Source organism: Metapseudomonas cellulosilytica, from assembly GCF_049334135.1.
Lineage (GTDB): Bacteria > Pseudomonadota > Gammaproteobacteria > Pseudomonadales > Pseudomonadaceae > Metapseudomonas.
In genome coordinates, this window is record NZ_JBHZGN010000002.1 from 187,016 (window position 1) to 203,538 (window position 16,523).

13 protein-coding genes and 1 pseudogene are annotated in these 16,523 nt (G+C 64.4%); 1 reads left to right on the forward strand and 13 read right to left on the reverse strand.

Features of this window, described 5'->3' with window-relative positions:
* Positions 1-28 precede the first annotated feature (28 nt).
* The 9 genes from cheB to ACFW0H_RS03030 all read right to left on the reverse strand — a co-directional run bounded on the left by cheB (position 29) and on the right by ACFW0H_RS03030 (position 11,982).
* Positions 29-1,033, reverse strand: a complete 1,005-nt coding sequence (gene cheB / locus ACFW0H_RS02990; RefSeq protein WP_422912412.1) for a chemotaxis response regulator protein-glutamate methylesterase — start codon at positions 1,031-1,033, stop codon at positions 29-31.
* On the reverse strand, positions 1,030-3,327 hold the full coding sequence (locus ACFW0H_RS02995) for a hybrid sensor histidine kinase/response regulator (RefSeq protein WP_422912413.1): 2,298 nt from the start codon (positions 3,325-3,327) through the stop codon (positions 1,030-1,032). Before ACFW0H_RS02995 ends, cheB begins: the two co-directional genes overlap by 4 nt.
* Positions 3,324-4,007, reverse strand: coding sequence for a chemotaxis protein CheW (locus ACFW0H_RS03000; RefSeq protein WP_422912414.1), 684 nt, complete (start codon positions 4,005-4,007; stop codon positions 3,324-3,326). The genes ACFW0H_RS02995 and ACFW0H_RS03000 overlap by 4 nt, the downstream gene beginning before the upstream one ends.
* On the reverse strand, positions 3,997-5,247 hold the full coding sequence (locus ACFW0H_RS03005) for a CheR family methyltransferase (protein ID WP_422912415.1): 1,251 nt from the start codon (positions 5,245-5,247) through the stop codon (positions 3,997-3,999). The genes ACFW0H_RS03000 and ACFW0H_RS03005 overlap by 11 nt, the downstream gene beginning before the upstream one ends.
* A complete protein-coding gene (locus ACFW0H_RS03010) occupies positions 5,244-5,750 on the reverse strand; it encodes a chemotaxis protein CheW (protein WP_422912416.1) in 507 nt (168 codons plus the stop codon). The genes ACFW0H_RS03005 and ACFW0H_RS03010 overlap by 4 nt, the downstream gene beginning before the upstream one ends.
* A gap of 9 nt (positions 5,751-5,759) precedes the next feature.
* Entirely contained in the window at positions 5,760-7,400 is a 1,641-nt protein-coding gene (locus tag ACFW0H_RS03015) for a methyl-accepting chemotaxis protein (protein WP_422912417.1), read from the reverse strand.
* Between the two features lie 231 nt (positions 7,401-7,631).
* Positions 7,632-8,306, reverse strand: a complete 675-nt coding sequence (locus ACFW0H_RS03020; protein WP_422912418.1) for a tellurite resistance TerB family protein — start codon at positions 8,304-8,306, stop codon at positions 7,632-7,634.
* A gap of 264 nt (positions 8,307-8,570) precedes the next feature.
* A complete protein-coding gene (locus tag ACFW0H_RS03025; RefSeq protein ID WP_422912419.1) occupies positions 8,571-10,187 on the reverse strand; it encodes an MFS transporter in 1,617 nt (538 codons plus the stop codon).
* A 124-nt stretch (positions 10,188-10,311) separates the two neighbouring features.
* Positions 10,312-11,982 (reverse strand): GMC family oxidoreductase, encoded by a 1,671-nt coding sequence (locus ACFW0H_RS03030; protein ID WP_422912420.1) that lies wholly within the window; start codon positions 11,980-11,982, stop codon positions 10,312-10,314.
* Between the two features lie 176 nt (positions 11,983-12,158).
* Between ACFW0H_RS03030 and ACFW0H_RS03035 the strand changes: the two genes are divergently transcribed.
* Positions 12,159-13,091: a LysR family transcriptional regulator gene (locus tag ACFW0H_RS03035; protein WP_422912421.1), complete on the forward strand. Its 933-nt coding sequence runs from the start codon at positions 12,159-12,161 to the stop codon at positions 13,089-13,091.
* Positions 13,092-13,437: 346 nt separating this feature from the next.
* On the opposite strand, the gene ACFW0H_RS03040 is transcribed toward ACFW0H_RS03035, so the two are convergent.
* The 4 genes and pseudogenes from ACFW0H_RS03040 to ACFW0H_RS03055 all read right to left on the reverse strand — a co-directional run bounded on the left by ACFW0H_RS03040 (position 13,438) and on the right by ACFW0H_RS03055 (position 16,241).
* Positions 13,438-14,103 carry a hypothetical protein gene (locus tag ACFW0H_RS03040; RefSeq protein ID WP_422912422.1) on the reverse strand — a complete coding sequence of 222 codons (666 nt, stop codon included), beginning with the start codon at positions 14,101-14,103 and terminating at the stop codon, positions 13,438-13,440.
* A 382-nt stretch (positions 14,104-14,485) separates the two neighbouring features.
* The gene (locus ACFW0H_RS03045; protein ID WP_422912423.1) at positions 14,486-15,259 is read right to left on the reverse strand and encodes a DUF637 domain-containing protein; all 774 of its coding nucleotides are present in this window, start codon (positions 15,257-15,259) and stop codon (positions 14,486-14,488) included.
* Positions 15,259-15,498: pseudogene (locus tag ACFW0H_RS03050) on the reverse strand (transposase); the annotation flags it as partial. The gene ACFW0H_RS03045 and the pseudogene ACFW0H_RS03050, both read right to left, overlap by 1 nt.
* Positions 15,499-15,548: 50 nt before the next feature.
* On the reverse strand, positions 15,549-16,241 hold the full coding sequence (locus ACFW0H_RS03055; protein ID WP_422912424.1) for a transposase: 693 nt from the start codon (positions 16,239-16,241) through the stop codon (positions 15,549-15,551).
* Between the last annotated feature and the right edge of the window lie 282 nt (positions 16,242-16,523).

Here is a 16,523-nt window from a genome sequence, read left to right on the forward strand (position 1 = left end):
CTCCGGGCCCTCGGGCCTGAGGTGAAATTCATCTGAATGCCTCGACCAGCCGGGGCGCAATGCGCTCCAGGGCGAGGATTTCCACCGCCGCGTCAATGGCGGCGGCGGCCTTGGGCATACCGTATACGGCGCAGCTGGCCTGATCCTGGGCAATGGTCAGGAAGCCCCGGCCGCGCATGTGCTTGAGGCCTTCGGCGCCGTCGCGGCCCATGCCCGTCAGCAGCACACCGATGGCCTCGCCCTTCCAGTGCTCCACCAGACTGTCGAAGAACACGTCGATGGACGGTCGGTAGACATGGCTGGTGGGCTCGGCGGTGTAGGCCAGTTCGCCGTGCTTCATCAAACGCAGGTGATTGTTGGTGCCGGCCAGGAGGATGGTGCCGGGCTGCGGCGGCTCGCCTTCTCGCGCCAGTCGCACCGGCAGGCGGGACTCACTGCCCAGCCAGTCGGCCATGCCGGCGGCGAAGACCTCGTCCACGTGCTGCACCAGCACCACCGCAGCGGGAAAATTCGACGGCAACTGCTTGAGCAACTGCGCCAGGGACGCCGGCCCGCCCGCCGAGGCACCGATGGCCACCAGGCGCTGACCGCCGCCGCGCGGCCGGGACGGCTCGGCGGCGCCACGCCCACGGCTGTCGGGCTGCCCCACCAGCCAGCCGATGTTCTGGATCTTGCGCAGCAGCAAGGCGGCTTCCTGGGCCTGGCCGCTGCCCAGGCCCGGCGTGTTCACCGCGTCCAGGGCGCCATGCCCCATGGCCTCGAACACCCGGTGCACGTTCTGTTCGATATCCACCGTGACGATGAGGATGGCGCAGGGGCTGCGGGCCATGATCTGGCGGGTCGCCTCGACGCCGTCCATCACCGGCATCAGCAGGTCCATCAGCACCACATCGGGAAGATCCCGGCCGCAATAATCCACCGCCTCGGCGCCATTGCCGGCCACCCAGGCGATCTGGTGCGCCGGCTCCAGGGCCAGGGCCCGGCGCAACGCCTCCACCGCCAGGGGCATATCGTTGACTATCCCTATCCTCACCCTTGCGCCTCCCCGATCAGCATGACCACCGCATCCAGCAACGCCTCGTCGTGGAAGCTGGCCTTGGCCAGATAATAGTCGGCGCCGGCATCCAGGCCACGGCGTCGATCCTCTTCACGATCCTTGTAGGAGACCACCATCACCGGCAACGACTGCAGGCGATTGTCGCGGCGCGCCAGGGTAACCAGCTCGATACCGTCCATGCGCGGCATGTCGATATCGGTGATCAGCAGGTCGAAATGCTCCGAGCGCAGCGCGTTCCAGCCGTCCATGCCGTCCACCGCCACCGCCACGTCGTAGCCGCGACTCTGCAGCAGCTTGCGCTCCAGTTCGCGCACGGTGAGGGAATCGTCCACCACCAGCACGCGCTTGCGCTGGGCGCCGGCACTCTGCCGGCCGCTGCGGTCGACCCTTTCCACGCGGCCGCTGCCAAGCAGCTTGCCGACCGACTTGAACAGGTCTTCGACGTCGAGGATCAGCACCGGCCGGCCATCGTCCAGCAGCGCACCGGCGGACAGGTCCTGGACCTTGCCCAGGCGCGGGTCCAGTGGCATCACCACCAGGGTGCGTTCGCCGAGGAAGCGCTCGACGGCGAGGCCGTAGCAGGCATCCCGCTCGCTGATCAGCACCACTGGGATGCCGGCCTCGTCGCGCGCGCCCTCGGCGCACTGGAGGATCTGGCTGGCCGACACCAGGCCGACATGGCGCCCTTCGTGCCAGAAGTGCTGGCGGCCTTCGAGCTGGACGATGTCCTCAGGCTGCAGGCGGGTCATGCGCTCGATGTGCGCCAGGGGGAAGGCGTACGCCTCGCCGCCCACTTCCACCACCAGGCTGCGCACCACCGACAGGGTCAGCGGCACTTCGATATGGAACCGGGCGCCCTGCCCGCTGCGCTGCTCCATGCGCACGCCACCGCGCAGCTGGCGCACCATGTGCTGCACAGCGTCCAGGCCGACGCCGCGGCCGGAAACCTCGGTGACCTGGTCACGCATGCTGAAGCCGGGCAGGAAGAGAAAGGCCAACAGCTCTTCTTCGGTCATCCGCGCAGCGGTGTCGGAGCTGGCGAACTGGCGGGCCACCACCGAGTCGCGCAGGCGCTCCAGGTCCACCCCGGCGCCGTCGTCGGCAAGCTCCAGCAGGAGCATGCCGGCATGGTGGCGCGCATGCAGGCGGATCACGCCCTCCTCCGGCTTGCCCAGGCGCGCACGCACGGACGGACTCTCGATGCCGTGATCCACGGCATTGCGCAGCAGATGGGTCAGCGGCGCTTCCAGGCGCTCCAGTACGTCGCGGTCGACCTGGGTGGCCTCGCCATTCACTTCCAGGCGCACCGGCTTGCCCAGGGAACGCCCGAGATCACGCACCATCCGCGCCTGGCCGGCCAGCACATCGGCGAAGGGGCGCATGCGCGAGGCCAGCGCGGCGTCGTAGAGCAACTGCGCGCGCTGGCCGCCCTGCCAGCCGAACTCGTCGAAGTCGGCCATGTAGCCGGCGAGCATCTGCTGGCATTCACCGAGCAGTTGCCGGGCCTCGCCGAGCATGGTCTGGCCCTGGGTGTCCAGGGTGCCGTCCAGCACCGACTCGCGGGCCACGTCCAGGGCGCGACTGGCACTGGCCTGGAGGCGCTTGAGCCGATGCAGGGCATCGTTCAGGGGCTTGATGCGCTGGAATTCCACCAGCGACTTGCTGGAGATATCCAGCAGGTGATCGAGGCGCTCGGCACTGACCCGCAACACCCGGTCGCGGGCATCGCTGCCAGTGTCGCCGGCCGGGGGCACATCCGCCTCGAATGGCGCCGATTCGGTTTGCGCAGGTTGCGTCACCGGCAGTGCCGACAGCAACGGGGCCGCCGGCGCCTGCGGAATCAACGGTTCCAGCGGTTCCTGCTTCGCTACCGGCTCCACGGCCTCCCCCTGCAGGCGGGCGATCAGGGCCTGGATGAATTCGCGCCCGGCGTTGTCCGCCCAGTCGGCGTCCCGGCCAATGCGCAGCAGCAGATCGGAACCCTGCAGCAAGGCGTCGACATGGTCCGGTTGCAGGCGTACATGCCCCTGGCGGGCGGCCTCCAGCAGATCCTCCATCACATGGGCGACCCGCACCCCGGCTTCCAGGTCGACGATACGCGCCGCCCCCTTCAGGGAATGGGCCGCGCGCATGCAGGCTTCCAACTGGTCGGCCTGGGTCGGGTTGCGTTCCAGCGCCATCAGGCCGGCATTGAGCACCTGGGTCTGGGCCTCCGCCTCCAGGCGGAACAGTTCCAGCAAGGATGCGTCGCGCATCTGGTCGGGCGTCATGCCAGGCTCCTTGCCATGGCCTGCAGCAGCAGGCCCTCGTCCAACAGGGTGATGCTGCGTCCGCGCCAGTGCACGACGCCAGCGGCGAACTGGCGTGCGGCCAGGTCCGGGGAACGGCCGGGGTCCACCACCGCGTCCAACGGAATGCCATGGATGCCGTCGACTTCATCCACCGGCGCCACCAGCGGCCCACCCTGGCTGGCGAGGATCAGCAGCCTGGGCACCACCCGACGGTCGCCAGTTGCCGCGCCGCCCTTCTCCAGTCCCAGCAACTCGCCCAGGGACAGGCAGGCCACGAGGGCGCCACGCACGTTGGTCACCCCCAGCAGCGCCATCGAGCGCTGGTGCGGCAGCGAATGGATGGGACTGATGGCCGCCACTTCCACCAGGCTGCGGGTGGCCAGTCCGAGCCACTCGTCGCCCAGGCGGAATACCAGGGTGGACCGGCGTTCGCGGCCGTCGTCCGCGGGGGATTCGACGAGATCTGCGTCGTCCCTGACCAGGGCGTAGCGGTCCAGCAACAGGGTGGCCGCCGCCGCATGCACATCGCAGTTGCGGCAATGGATGTGCTTGGCCAGGCGCTCGCAGGACTTGTCGCCGCGTACGCCAATGCGGTTCCAGCAGTCGTCCACGGCCGGCAACTGGTCGCTGGCAATCAGCGGCAGGCGATTATCGGCCATGATCGTTCACTCCCCGGCCGGCCCGCTGCTGCAGGCGCTGGGCGCCGATCCGGTCGCCCCGGGCGGCGAGCAGCGCCGCCAGGTGCGCCAGCGCCTCGCTGTGCTGCGGCTGCAAGTAGAGGGCCTTGCGGTAAAAATCCTGGGCCTCGTCGGCCTTGCCGGCGACGTCGGCGAGCAGACCGAGCCAGTAGAAAGCATCCGCCGAGGGGCCATGGGCGGCGAGGAATGCCTCGCAAGCGGCCCGGGCCTCGCCGCTGCGGCCGCTGTTGGCCAGGCTGGCGATTTCGGTCAGGGCGGTGTCCCGGTTCGTCACCGCAGGCTGCGCCTTCGGCGGCTCCAGCTTCGGCAGCGGCGGTCGGGTCCGTGCCGGGGGACGGACGGGCAGTGGCGCGGGCACCACCGGCGCCGGCACCTGGACGCGCGCCCGGGTTGGCTTAGCGGCGCCTTGGAGGGCCGCGTGACGGAACACGAACGCCTGTGGATAACCCAGCGGCTGCATGCCCTGCTGGCTCAGCAGGCTGGCCTCCGCCGGGCCGATGAACATGGCGCCGTCGCGCTGCATCAGGCGCTTGAGTACCTCCAGCACGGCGGCCTGGGTCGGCCGATCGAAATAGATCAGCAGGTTGCGGCAGAACACGAAATCGTAGGGCGCCTCCCCCGCCAGCAGGCCGGGGTCGAGCAGGTTGCCGCGCAGGAAGCGCACCCGGGATGCCACCTGCTGGACCAGGGCATAGCCTTCGCCGGAGGGGATGAAATAGCGATCGCGAAAACCCAGATCCTCGCCGCGGAACGAGTTGCGCCAGTAGATCCCCTGGCGCGCGCGCTCCAGTACCCGCTCGCTGATATCCACCGCGTCCACCTGGAACAGCCCCGGCGCGAGGCCCGCGTCCAGCAGCGCCATGGCGATGGAGAACGGCTCCTCCCCGGTGGAACAAGGCAGGCTGAGAATACGCAGGGCGCGCCCGCCGGCCAGCGCCGGCAGCCGCTCGAAGGCCAGGCGCCCCAGGGCGGCGAAGGATTCGGGATAGCGGAAGAACCAGGTCTCCGGGACCACCACCGTCTCCACCAGCGCCTGCAGCTCGGACGGCGAGGCATTGAGGACGGACCAATAGGCATCCTCGTCGCGACAACCGGTGGCGCCCATGCGCTGGCGCACCGCGCGCTCGATGACCACCCGGCCGACGGACTCGGCTTCCAGGCCGATGCGGCTCTTCAACAGGGCCTCGAAGCGCTCGATCATGCCGCGCCCTCCGTGGCCGGGAACAGGAGCGCGCGGACCGCGTCCGGCAGCAGCTCGGCGACGCGGATGCGTTGCACCAGGCCATTGGCGCCCTGATACACCGGCCCCAGGTAACGCGCCCCACCCTGCTCCAGGCCGTAGTCACGGAACTCGTCCGGGTGGCAGCGCAGGGTGTCGGTGGCCTGTTCGAGGATCAGCCCCAGCCAGCGGGACTCGCCCGCCAGCGGATAATCCACCAGCACCAGCCGGGTGCTGGTGCGCAGCTGCGCCGGCCGGCCGAAGGCGAGCACGCCAAGGTCCACAACAGGCACCAGTACGCCGCGATGGGCCAGCACGCCGGCGACCCAGGCCGGCGCCTCGGGCACCTGCTTGAGCTGGCGCAGGGGCAGCACTTCCGCCACTTCGCTGACATCCAGCGCGTAGCGATCGCTGCCCATGCGGAACTGCAGGTAGAGCCTGCCCCTGGCGACACGGGCCGGGGCTCGGGTTCGACTCGCGCACATGGCGGCGGCTCAGACCTTGAAGCGGCTGACGCCGGTGCGCAGGCCGTTGGCCACCAGGTTCAGTTCGTCGATGGCGGAGCTGGCCTGGCGCAGGGATTCCACCGTCTGCCCGGTAGCCTCGCCCAGCTGCACCAGGGCCTGATTGATCTGCTCGGCGCCGGTGGCCTGGGCCTGCATGCCTTCGTTGACCATCTGCACCCGCGGCGCCAGGGCCTGCACCTGCTGGATGATCTGCGACAGCTGCTCGCCCACCTGCCCCACCTCGGCTATGCCTCGGCGCACCTCCTCGGAGAACTTGTCCATGCCCATGACCCCGGCCGACACCGCCGACTGGATCTCCCGGACCATCTGCTCGATGTCGTAGGTGGCCACGGCGGTCTGGTCGGCCAGGCGGCGCACTTCGGTGGCCACCACTGCGAAACCACGGCCGTACTCGCCAGCCTTTTCCGCCTCGATGGCGGCGTTGAGGGAAAGCAGGTTGGTCTGGTCGGCCACCTTGACGATGGTGGTCACCACCTGGTTGATGTTGCCGGCCTTCTCATTGAGGATCGCCAACTTGGCGTTGACCAGGTCGGCGGCCCCCATCACCTGGTGCATGGTGTCTTCCATGCGCGCCAGGCCCAGCTGGCCGGAGCCGGCAAGGATCGAGGTCTGCTCGGCGGTGCCGGACACCTCGGCCATGGTGCGCACCAGGTCCCGCGAGGTGGCGGCGATCTCCCGCGAGGTGGCGCCAATTTCGGTGGTCGTGGCGGCGGTCTCGGTAGCCGTGGCCTGCTGCTGCTTGGAGGTGGCGGCAATCTCGGTGACCGAGGTGGTCACCTGCACCGCCGAGCGCTGGGCCTGGGACACCAGGGTCTTGAGCTCCTCGGCCATGCTGTTGAAGCCGGTCTCGATGGCGTTGAACTCATCCTGCCGATTGAGCTGCAGGCGCGCGGAGAAATCACCGCTGCCAAGGACCTTCAGGGTACTGACCACGTTCTGCACCGGGCGGGTGATCGCCCGCATGAGCAGCAGCCCGGATATCGCCGCGACGGCGATGGCCGCCAGCATCGACAGCAGCATGCTGAGCTCCGCGTCGCGCACGGCCGCAACGATGCTGTTCGAGGAGCGCTCGGCGATCGCCTTGTTCATCTCGATCAGCTCGGCCAACCTGGCGCGCCCCTCCCGCCAACGCTCCGTAAGCGGGCCCTGGAACAGTTCCGCCGCCGGCTCCATCTGCTTCTTCTGCAGGAGCGCGAGCATCTGCCCATGCAACTCCTCGTACTCTTTGCGGGCCTTCTCGAATTCGTTGGTGAGGGCCCGGTCGTCCTGCTCGACTACGGTCGCCTCGTAGGCGGCGAGCGAAGCGTCGATATCCCGGACGCTGGTCTCGAAGCTCGCCAGGTCCTGCTGGGTCAGGCCCTGTTCGCCGTGCTCGGCATGGTCCTCGTGGAGGCCGAAGAGTGCCTGGGTCTTGAGCATGTGATCGGTCCAGGCGCCGCGTACCTTGGTGATGTGGTACATGCCCGGCACCGCGTCCTCCAGCACCCGGTTGGCCCCCTTCTCGATGGTGACCAGGCGCACGTAGGAACTGACGGCCATCAACAGCATGATGACGATGATCACCGCGAAACTTGCCTGGATACGCAAGCGAACTGTCCAGTTCTTCACATTCTTCCCCAGTTACCTGTGCCCGGATTGATGGCGGCCCGAAGCCGTGGCGGCGACTCTAGTGACTAGTCCAGGCGGCCGCAAGTTCGGCAAACGGTACATTTATGCCGCCAGAAAGCCGGCGGATCGCCGGCTTCTGGGGAGTTTGGCAGAAAGTTCGCGGTTTGCAGGAGTAAGGGTTCAGAGAAATGAGACTGGATTCAGAGTCGCCCGCCGGAATCCACCGGGCCGTCAAGCCAGTTCCAGCCGAACTTGCCGTTCCAGTTCGGCCTTGAGACCCGGGTCCAGTTGCAACTGGCGCGCCAGCTCCTCGAGGTAGGCGCGCTCCATGAAATGCTCCTCGTCCACCATCAGCACACTGGCCAGGTACATTTCCGCAGCCATTTCCGGCGTGCGCGCGGCGCGTGCCACTTCGGCCGGGTCCAGCGGCTTGTTCAGTTCGGCGTCCAGCCAGCCGCGCAGGTCCGCGTCCTGGGTCAGCTTGGCCAGCTCTTCTTCTATAAGCTGCCGCTCGCGGGCATCCACGTGACCGTCGGCCTTGGCCGCCGCCACCAGCGCCTTGAGGATGGCCTCGCTGTGCTGCTCGGCCTGTGGCGCCGGCAGGCGGTCCAGGGTCTGCGGGTCGGCCTGAGGCGCTGCGGCCTGCTGCGCCTGCCAGTTGCCGTAGGCCTTGTAGGCCAGTACGCCGAGGGCGGCCAGGCCGCCGTAGGTCAATGCCTTGCCGCCCAGCTTGCGCGCGCTCTTGTTGCCCAGCAGCAGGCCCAGGGCCCCGGCCGCCAGCGCGCCGCCACCGGCACCGCTGAGCAGGCTGCCCAGATTGCCATTGCCGGACTTGCCGGCCGTCTTCTGCTGCAGCAGCTCCTGGCCGGATTTGAGCAGTTGATCGAGCAATCCACGGGTGTTCATGACAGCCTCCAGGCGATGAGTCGGGTCCAGTGATCGACCGACTCTAGCCGGAGGGATTCCCCGCCGCAGGGGGCAGAGTGCTTCCGGATATTGCATTGCCGCGCGATGCGTCGCCGTGGGCAATCCCATGTCAACGCCGCAGTTCCGTAGGGTGGATGACGCTTTTCCATCCACCAGCGGCGCTACGCCGGGCCTCCAATGGTGGACCGGTGAAGCGTGGTCCACCCTACGACGGGTTCCCCATTTGGTGGGCCAATTCAATGGCTACTTGTGGATATCCACGTGGCGGGTCTCGCGCAGGAAGAACAATGCGCAGACCAGGCTACCGCCGGTGATCAGCACCGGGTACCAGAGGCCATAGAAGATATCGCCGGTGTACACCACCAGGGCGAAGGACACCGTGGGCAGGAAACCGCCGAACCAGCCGTTGCCGATGTGGTACGGCAGGGACAGCGAGGTGTAGCGGATGCGGGTCGGGAACAGTTCCACCATCAGCGCGGCCAGCGGGCCGTAGCAGAGGGTGGAGATCAGCACCAGGGCGAAGAGGATGGCGATCACCATCGGCTTGTCGATCTGCCCGCTGTCGGCCTGCTGTGGATAACCCGCCGCTTTCACCGCCGCGCCCATTGCTACGGCGTCGAAGCCGCGAATCTCGGTGTCGCCGATCTTCACCAGCACCTCGCTGCCGGCCGGCGCGGCCACACTGGAGTACGGCAGGCCGCTCTTGACCAGGAAGGTCTTGGCCTTGTCGCAGGGGCTGTCGAATTTAGCCTTGCCCACCGGATCGAACTGGAAGGTGCAGGTGGCCTGATCGGCGATCACGCTGATGGGCGCCTGCCGGCTGGCCTGGTCGATGGCCGGGTTGGCGTAGTGGGTCAGCGCCTTGAACAGCGGGAAGTAGCAGAGCGTGGCCAGCAGCAGGCCGGCCAGAAGCACCGGCTTGCGGCCGATGCGATCGGACAGCCAGCCGGCCACCAGGAAGAACGGCGCGCCGAGCACCAGGGCGGCGATCAGCAGGCCGTTGGCGGTGCCGCCGTCCACCTTGAGCACCTGGGTGAGGAAGAACAGCACGTAGAACTGCGCGGTGTAGAAGGTCACGGCCTGGCCGGCGTTGATGCTGAACAGCGCGGTGAGCACCACCTTGAGGTTGCTCCAGTTGGTGAAGGATTCCCGCAGCGGCGCCTTGCTGCACTTGCCCTCGGCCTTCATTTTCAGGAAAGCCGGCGACTCCTGCATGGACAGGCGGATCCAGGTGGAGATGCCCAGCAGCACGATGGACAGCAGGAATGGCAGGCGCCAACCCCAGGTCTCGAATTCGTCGCCGGTCAGTTGCCGGCAGGCCAGGATCACCAGCAGCGACAGGAGCAGGCCGAGGGTGGCGGTGGACTGGATCCAGCTGGTGTAGCCGCCGCGCTTGTTGGCCGGCGCGTGCTCGGCGACGTAGATCGCCGCCCCGCCGTACTCGCCGCCCAGGGCCAGCCCCTGGAGCATGCGCAGGCAGACCAGGATGATCGGAGCGGCGACGCCGATGGAGGCGTAGGTGGGCAAGAGGCCCACGGCGAAGGTGGACAGGCCCATCAGCAGGATGGTCACTAGAAAGGTGTACTTGCGCCCGATCATGTCCCCCAGGCGGCCGAACACCAGGGCACCGAATGGGCGCACCAGGAAGCCGGCGGCGAAGGCCATGAGGGCGAAGATGAAGGCCGTGGTGTCATTCACCCCGGCGAAGAACTGCTTGCTGATCACCGCCGCCAGGGCGCCGTAGAGGAAGAAGTCGTACCACTCGAACACGGTGCCCAGGGAGGAGGCGAAGATCACCTTGCGCTCTTCCCTGGGCGTGGTGGCGGGTACGGCATAGGGGGTCGTTGCGTACTCGGTCATTGCGGCTCTCCTGCCCCTCGTGAGGGCTCTTGTTGTTGTGGATGCCTCTGCTGATCAGCCTCGACCACCACGGCGCAAGGCGCCGCGCGATGCTGGATGTTCCGGGCGGGCGAAGGTCCCTCGCTCAAGCCCCGATCTTGTCCTCCGCCTTGCCCGCCACCACGCCCAGCTGCTGGGGACGCTCCTGGCGCTGCTGTTCGGCGAGGATCATCCGTGCGGCCTTTTCCGCGATCACCAGCACCGGCGAGCAGGTGTTGCCGGAGGTCAGGCTGGGCATGATCGAGGCGTCGGCGATGCGCAGGCCGGGGATGCCGTGAACGCGCAGCTCAGCGTCCACCACCGACTCGTGATCCTGGCCCATCCGGCAGGTGCCGGCGGGGTGGAAGATGGTGGTGCCGATGGCGGCGGCGGCGCGGTGCAGGTCGTCCTCGCTGCGGTAGTCCGGGCCGGGCTTGTATTCCTCCGGCTGGAAAGGCGCCAGCGCCGGCTGGGCGACGATGCGCCGGGTCAGGCGGATGGCGTCCGCCGCCACCTTGAGGTCGCGCGGGTCGCTCAGGTAGTTGGGCTGGATCGACGGCGCCAGGCCCGGGTCGGCCGAGCGGATCTGCACCGTACCGCGGCTGTGCGGGCGCAGGTCGCAGACCGAGGCGGTGAAGGCCGGGAAGTCGTGCAGCGGCTCGCCGAAGCGGTCCAGCGACAGCGGCTGCACGTGGTATTCGAGGTTGGCCGAGGGCTGCCCGGGATCGGAACGTGCGAAGGCCCCCAGCTGGCTCGGCGCCATGGACAAGGGTCCGCTGCGGTCCAGCAGGTAGCGCAGGCCCATGCCCAGCTTGCCCCAGAGGCTGCCAGCGATCTGATTGAGGGTCGGCACGCCGCTGACCTTGTAGATCAGGCGCAGTTGCAGGTGATCCTGCAGGTTGCCGCCCACCCCGGGCAGTTCATGGGCGACGCCTATCCCCAGGCGTTCCAGCAAGGCCGGCGAACCGATGCCGGAGCGTTGCAGCAGGCAGGGCGAGCCGATCGCACCGGCGCTGAGAACGATCTCGCGGCGCGCCTCGAAGCGCCGCACCTGGCCGTCTACGCGCACCAAAAGCGCCCTGGCCCGTCCCTGTTCGAGGAGCACCCGCTGCGCCTCCGCGCCGGTCAGCACAGTGAGGTTGGGCCGCTGCATGACGCCCCGGAGGAAACCCTTGGAGGCATTCCAGCGCACCCCACCGCGCTGGTTGACCTGGAAGTAGCCGCAGCCCTCGTTATCGCCGCCGTTGAAGTCCTCGACGCTGGCGATGCCGGTCTGTGCCGCTGCCTCGCGGAATGAATCCAGCAAGGCCCAGGACAGGCGCTGGCGCTCCACCCGCCATTCGCCGCCGGCGCCGTGCAGGTCGCTGGCGCCGGCGAAGTGGTCCTCCATGCCACGGAACAGCGGCAGCAACTCCTGCCAACTCCAGCCGGGGTTGCCGGCCGCCGCCCATTGGTCGTAGTCACGGGCCTGGCCACGCATGTAGATCATGCCGTTGATCGAGGAGCAGCCGCCCAGCACCTTGCCGCGGGGGTATTTGAGGGCGCGGCCGGCGAGGCCGGGCACGGCGTCGGTGTCGAAGCACCAGTCGGTGCGCGGATTGCCGATGCAGTAGAGGTAACCGACCGGAATGTGGATCCAGGGGTAGTTGTCGCGGCCGCCGGCTTCCAGCAGCAGCACCCGGTTGGCGGGGTCGGCGGAAAGCCGGTTGGCCAGCAGGCAACCGGCGGGACCGGCGCCGACGATGAGGTAGTCGAAGGTATCCCTTGCCGCGGACATGGCGATCCTCGTCTTGTCGTTATTGTCGTGGCCTTGGCGTCCTTACCAGGGGGGCGGGCGCCGTCGGCGACTTCGAGTGGTTCGAGGCTAGTCGTTCGTTCGCGATAAAAAAACAAACGTTTCGTATCAGCTATTGTTCGTTTTCTAACAACGACCCGCACGGAAGGGGCCGAGCGATGTTCGACTGGAATGACCTGCGTTACTTTCTCGAACTGCACCGCAGCGGCCGCTTGCTGACCGCCGCCAAGCGCCTCAACACCACCCACGCCACCGTCGCCCGGCATATCGAGAACATCGAGCGCGACCTCGGTACGCAGCTCTTCGTCCAGCACATCGGCGGCTATCAGCTGACCCCGGCCGGCCAGGCCCTGCTCAAGCATGCCGAGGCCATGGAGAACACCGCCCTGCTGGCCCAGGAGGACATGAGCCAGGGCATTTCCCCACTCGGGCAGATCCGCATCGGCGTCACCGAAGGCCTGGGCAGCGTGTTCCTCGCCCCGCGCGTGGCCGAGCTGATGCGCCGTTACCCGGGGCTGGAAGTGGAACTGGTTTCGGTGCCGCGCTTTGTCAGCATCACCAACCGCGAGGCGGACATCGCCATCTCCCTCGACCGCCCCGGCGCCGACCTGGTGATCACCCGCTCCCTGACCCGCTACCGCCTCAGTCTGTACGCCAGTCCGGCCTATCTGGAGCAGGCGCCGCCGCTGCGCAACCGCGACGACCTGGGCCGGCACCAATGGATCGGCTATGTCGACGACCTGCTGTTCAGCCAGGAACTGATGTTCCACCACAGTTTCTGCCGCCACCCCCACGTGGTGTTCCGCAGCACCAGCGTGGTCGCCCAGCAGCAGGCGGCCCAGGCCGGCATTGGCCTGGCCATCCTCCCGCACTTCATGGGCAGCCGTGACCCGCTGCTGGTGCCGGTGCTGCCGGAGGAAGGCATCGAACGCGAATACTGGATGAGCGCCCGCCGGGAACTGCACCGCTCGGTGCGCCTGCGGGTGGTGTGGGATTTCCTGCTGGAGCTTTGCGCGCGGGAACGGAATCTGCTGCTGGGGGAACAAGGTGATGCATCCTCCCTTGCTTCCACTCCCATACCGGGTGGGTAGAGCGCCGCGAAACCCACACGCTTGCCCGGACACAATGACGATCGCGAAGGGGAAATAAATCCGTGCCCTTATTCCCAGAGTAAAAAATTATCCATCTTCCTCTAGCTGAGAATAGCGAATAAATTTTTCGCCAGAACCAACTTATACTTCGAGCAGAGTCTTACCGGTTACTTCTGCACCAGCCGCGCGCTGCTCTTATTGGTCCCCGATGCGCAGTCGTTTTATCAGACCGATCACGAGCAGAGACGGGGCTGTGACGGGCTGTGGAATGAAAATCCCCGGCAGATGCCGGGAATTCTTCATACAGGATTATAAAGTAAATTTGTCCTTCTTCTCGCAGCCCTTCTCAAAGCATGCCGGTAATTTTTAACAGTACTCCAACGATATACCCGCCAATGATAGCCAACCCAATTATTCCCAGCGGTCGCTCCCACCATTCTTTATCGTTGGAAGGCGGCATGGCTTCCTTATAAACATTAATCACACCCACATCGCGAGCATTCACCACGGTTCCGCCGCTGTTCTGGAGAGACCGCTTCCATTCGTATTCTTCGATCCTCTCCAAATGACGCTTGACCCTGTCGCGCAAACGACTACTGGCGCCAATGATCTGCCCGCCCACCGTCATAATGCCTAGTAACCCCATGCCGAGAAGGTTGCCGAAGCTGAATGGATCCTCTTGGCTCAGTGTCGGGGCATGGCTCCAAATGAAATCCAGGTAGGGCGATGTCAGTTGATAGATATCGGCAACTAGGTTCTGTAGAGATATGCCTAGGTGCCCAAAGATCTGCGACTGGGCCAGCACCTGAGCTTGCCGGTGTACGAACAGTAGTGTGGCAATGATATAGAAGAGCATCCCTCCTAGCATCAACAGCACGCCGATGGAGAATTGAATGCGAGACTTAACGATGGCTTGCTGAATATTCACTGATTCCTCCATATTTTTAAAAAAAGTGAAAAAGGAGAAAAACATAAAAACGGCAATAAAAATTTGACCAAAAATGGGGGCCATTTTCCGATCCCCCTACGGAATTAGAGTAGGAAAAATAAATCCGCCCGCTTTTCTTTACTATCAAAAAACATAACAACTACCAGGATATTTTGTCTCATATCGCCAAGACCTAATAACCCTATCAGCCGAAACATAAAAAGAATAACTACAACCGGCAACCCAGGTTATATAATATCTCTCACCCCCACCCTCACTAATTATTTTGTCAACCTTCTTATCAGGATTAATTGGAGACCAATAAGAATTACCACACCCCTTCTCACAACTCTCATAAATATTTGACTCAAACCTTGTCCCAATGAACATATTCAGCCCATCAACCCACTGCCGATGAGAAGGAGCACACCCAACCAGCGACAAATAAAAAATCGTTGCGCAAACACTATTTATTCGCACTTTCCCTCTCCGCCTCAATAAGGATCCTATATCGATCATATAAGGCTCCATAGTTCAAAATTAACGCAGGCGGCATAGTTCCAATATTCTCAAGCACATTCATTTCCGGAGGAACCCCTATCGCCCCCAACGCTTGCCATTCAGCTCTTTTTGCTGCCTCAACCATATTCATCCATGTATCGTGCAGAGTCGCGAATGAGTTCATGCCCGGAACTAAGTTGACGGCATTGCTAATCGGCGTGCCGTGACAGATAGCTAAAAATGATTCACAGGATTGGTTTAGGCCGATATTTTTTCCTTCGCGAACAATTCCATCCTTTAGTGCCAGAGGCACAAGCCCTCCTTCTAACGCCTCAAACTTTTCACCTCCTTCCCTGTCAACTCCTGGTCTAATATCCGGGCCGCGCCCTACTGAGTACTGATACAACTCCATCAACGCCCCAGTCGCCGCTATGCTCAACCAAGCGTCTTTGTTTTCACCACTTAACATTCCTTTCAAGGCCGTATTTGCCATATAGGCTTTGAGTCGCCCCCCAAAGTCGACCTTATAACTTCCCTCTGTCGTCAACTCGCGCCCCCAACCGTCCGTTACACCGGCACTAAACCCTGCGATCAGGGCAGCAGTGGCGTATGCTTTCAAGCTGTCCTTGCTTGTCACATCTTTCAGTGTTTCCCCCAATTCCCCGCGATTGCTGACCAAGCTGGCCGCCCCCGTTCCCGCAGCGGAAGAAAGACCAAAAGGGGACAGATTTATTTTCACTACTCTAATTTCGGTCGCCCTTGCTTGCGCCGTTCAATCCGTACGCCCGCAATACGCTCAACCTCATCCACGAAGCGGTTGTTCCCCGTCAGTTGGCCGCGTTGAATGGCCTCTCGAATCAGGTTCAGTTCCTCGGCGGGCGCTGCTTGCCTGACGAACTCGGCATACCGGCGGCGCCGTTCTTCATCCGTAGCGCCGAGCGCTTTGAAACACGGGTCGTCGTCCAACCAGTTCTGTTGACCAAAAGGGGACTGACCAAAAGGACCAAAAGGGGACAGATTTATTTTCACTACTCTAATTTCGGCCGTCCCTGCTTGCGCCGCTCAATCCGTACGCCCGCAATACGCTCAACCTCATCCACGAAGCGGTTGTTCCCCGTCAGTTGGCCGCGTTGAATGGCCTCTCGAATCAGGCTCAGTTCCTCGGCGGGCACTGCTTGCCTGACGAACTCGGTATACCGGCGGCGCCGTTCTTCATCCGTAGCGCCGAGCGCTTTGAAACACGGGTCGTCGTCCAACCAGTTCTGTTCAGGTGCGCCCCCAATACGCAGGGCATAACTGGACCAGGGATAATCCGCTGCCTCCGCCACCATGCCCGCCCGCACCGGGTTCAGTTCGATGTAACGACTACAGGCCAGCAAGTAGGCATCGGACTGCACGATGCTTGACTTGAAGCGGCTTTCCCACAGAGTGCCGGAACGGCCTTCCAAACGATTGCGGTAGCGCGTTGCGCGGGCCGCCAAGGTCTTCATCAACTGGCTGAGCCCTGCCAGTGAATCATCCGGGGCCAACAGCAGGTGCACATGGTTGGTCATCAGGCAGTACGCATAGACCTTGACCCCGAAGGCATCCTTCAACTCGCGCAAGTCGGCCAGGTAGCGCTCGAAATCAGCGTCCTCGGCAAACACGACTTGCCGGTTATGACCACGCTGAACCATGTGATGTGGATAATTTGGCAATAAGACTCGCCCGACCCTGGGCATGGCTGCTCCCTCTACGAATCCCTAAATCCTACAGACCCACCCCGGATGAAAATTAGAGTAGGGAAAATAAATCTGTCCCCTTTTCCCTTTTCCTTGCTTTTCCTTGCCTATTTTCTACCTCCATGGATAACTAGAGCCTGCCTTCCCCCCAAGGAATTAGAGTATGAAAATAGATCTGATCCTTTCCCCTCCTCCGAAACATACCTTTTCACCTAGAACACATAGCAATCCTTTATGTCTTCTACCTCATACCGCCAAGACTTCACCACGCCGTCAGCAGAA

Bases quoted from the DNA above. Each gene is read 5' to 3' on its own strand.
- ACFW0H_RS02995 (WP_422912413.1), bottom strand. From the start codon at position 3,327: ATGACGCCCGACCAGATGCGCGACGCATCCTTGCTGGAACTGTTCCGC.
- ACFW0H_RS03000 (WP_422912414.1), bottom strand. From the start codon at position 4,007: ATGGCCGATAATCGCCTGCCGCTGATTGCCAGCGACCAGTTGCCGGCC.
- ACFW0H_RS03005 (WP_422912415.1), bottom strand. From the start codon at position 5,247: ATGATCGAGCGCTTCGAGGCCCTGTTGAAGAGCCGCATCGGCCTGGAA.
- ACFW0H_RS03010 (WP_422912416.1), bottom strand. From the start codon at position 5,750: ATGTGCGCGAGTCGAACCCGAGCCCCGGCCCGTGTCGCCAGGGGCAGG.
- ACFW0H_RS03020 (WP_422912418.1), bottom strand. From the start codon at position 8,306: ATGAACACCCGTGGATTGCTCGATCAACTGCTCAAATCCGGCCAGGAG.
- ACFW0H_RS03025 (WP_422912419.1), bottom strand. From the start codon at position 10,187: ATGACCGAGTACGCAACGACCCCCTATGCCGTACCCGCCACCACGCCC.
- ACFW0H_RS03030 (WP_422912420.1), bottom strand. From the start codon at position 11,982: ATGTCCGCGGCAAGGGATACCTTCGACTACCTCATCGTCGGCGCCGGT.
- ACFW0H_RS03035 (WP_422912421.1), top strand. From the start codon at position 12,159: ATGTTCGACTGGAATGACCTGCGTTACTTTCTCGAACTGCACCGCAGC.
- ACFW0H_RS03040 (WP_422912422.1), bottom strand. From the start codon at position 14,103: ATGGCCCCCATTTTTGGTCAAATTTTTATTGCCGTTTTTATGTTTTTC.
- ACFW0H_RS03055 (WP_422912424.1), bottom strand. From the start codon at position 16,241: ATGCCCAGGGTCGGGCGAGTCTTATTGCCAAATTATCCACATCACATG.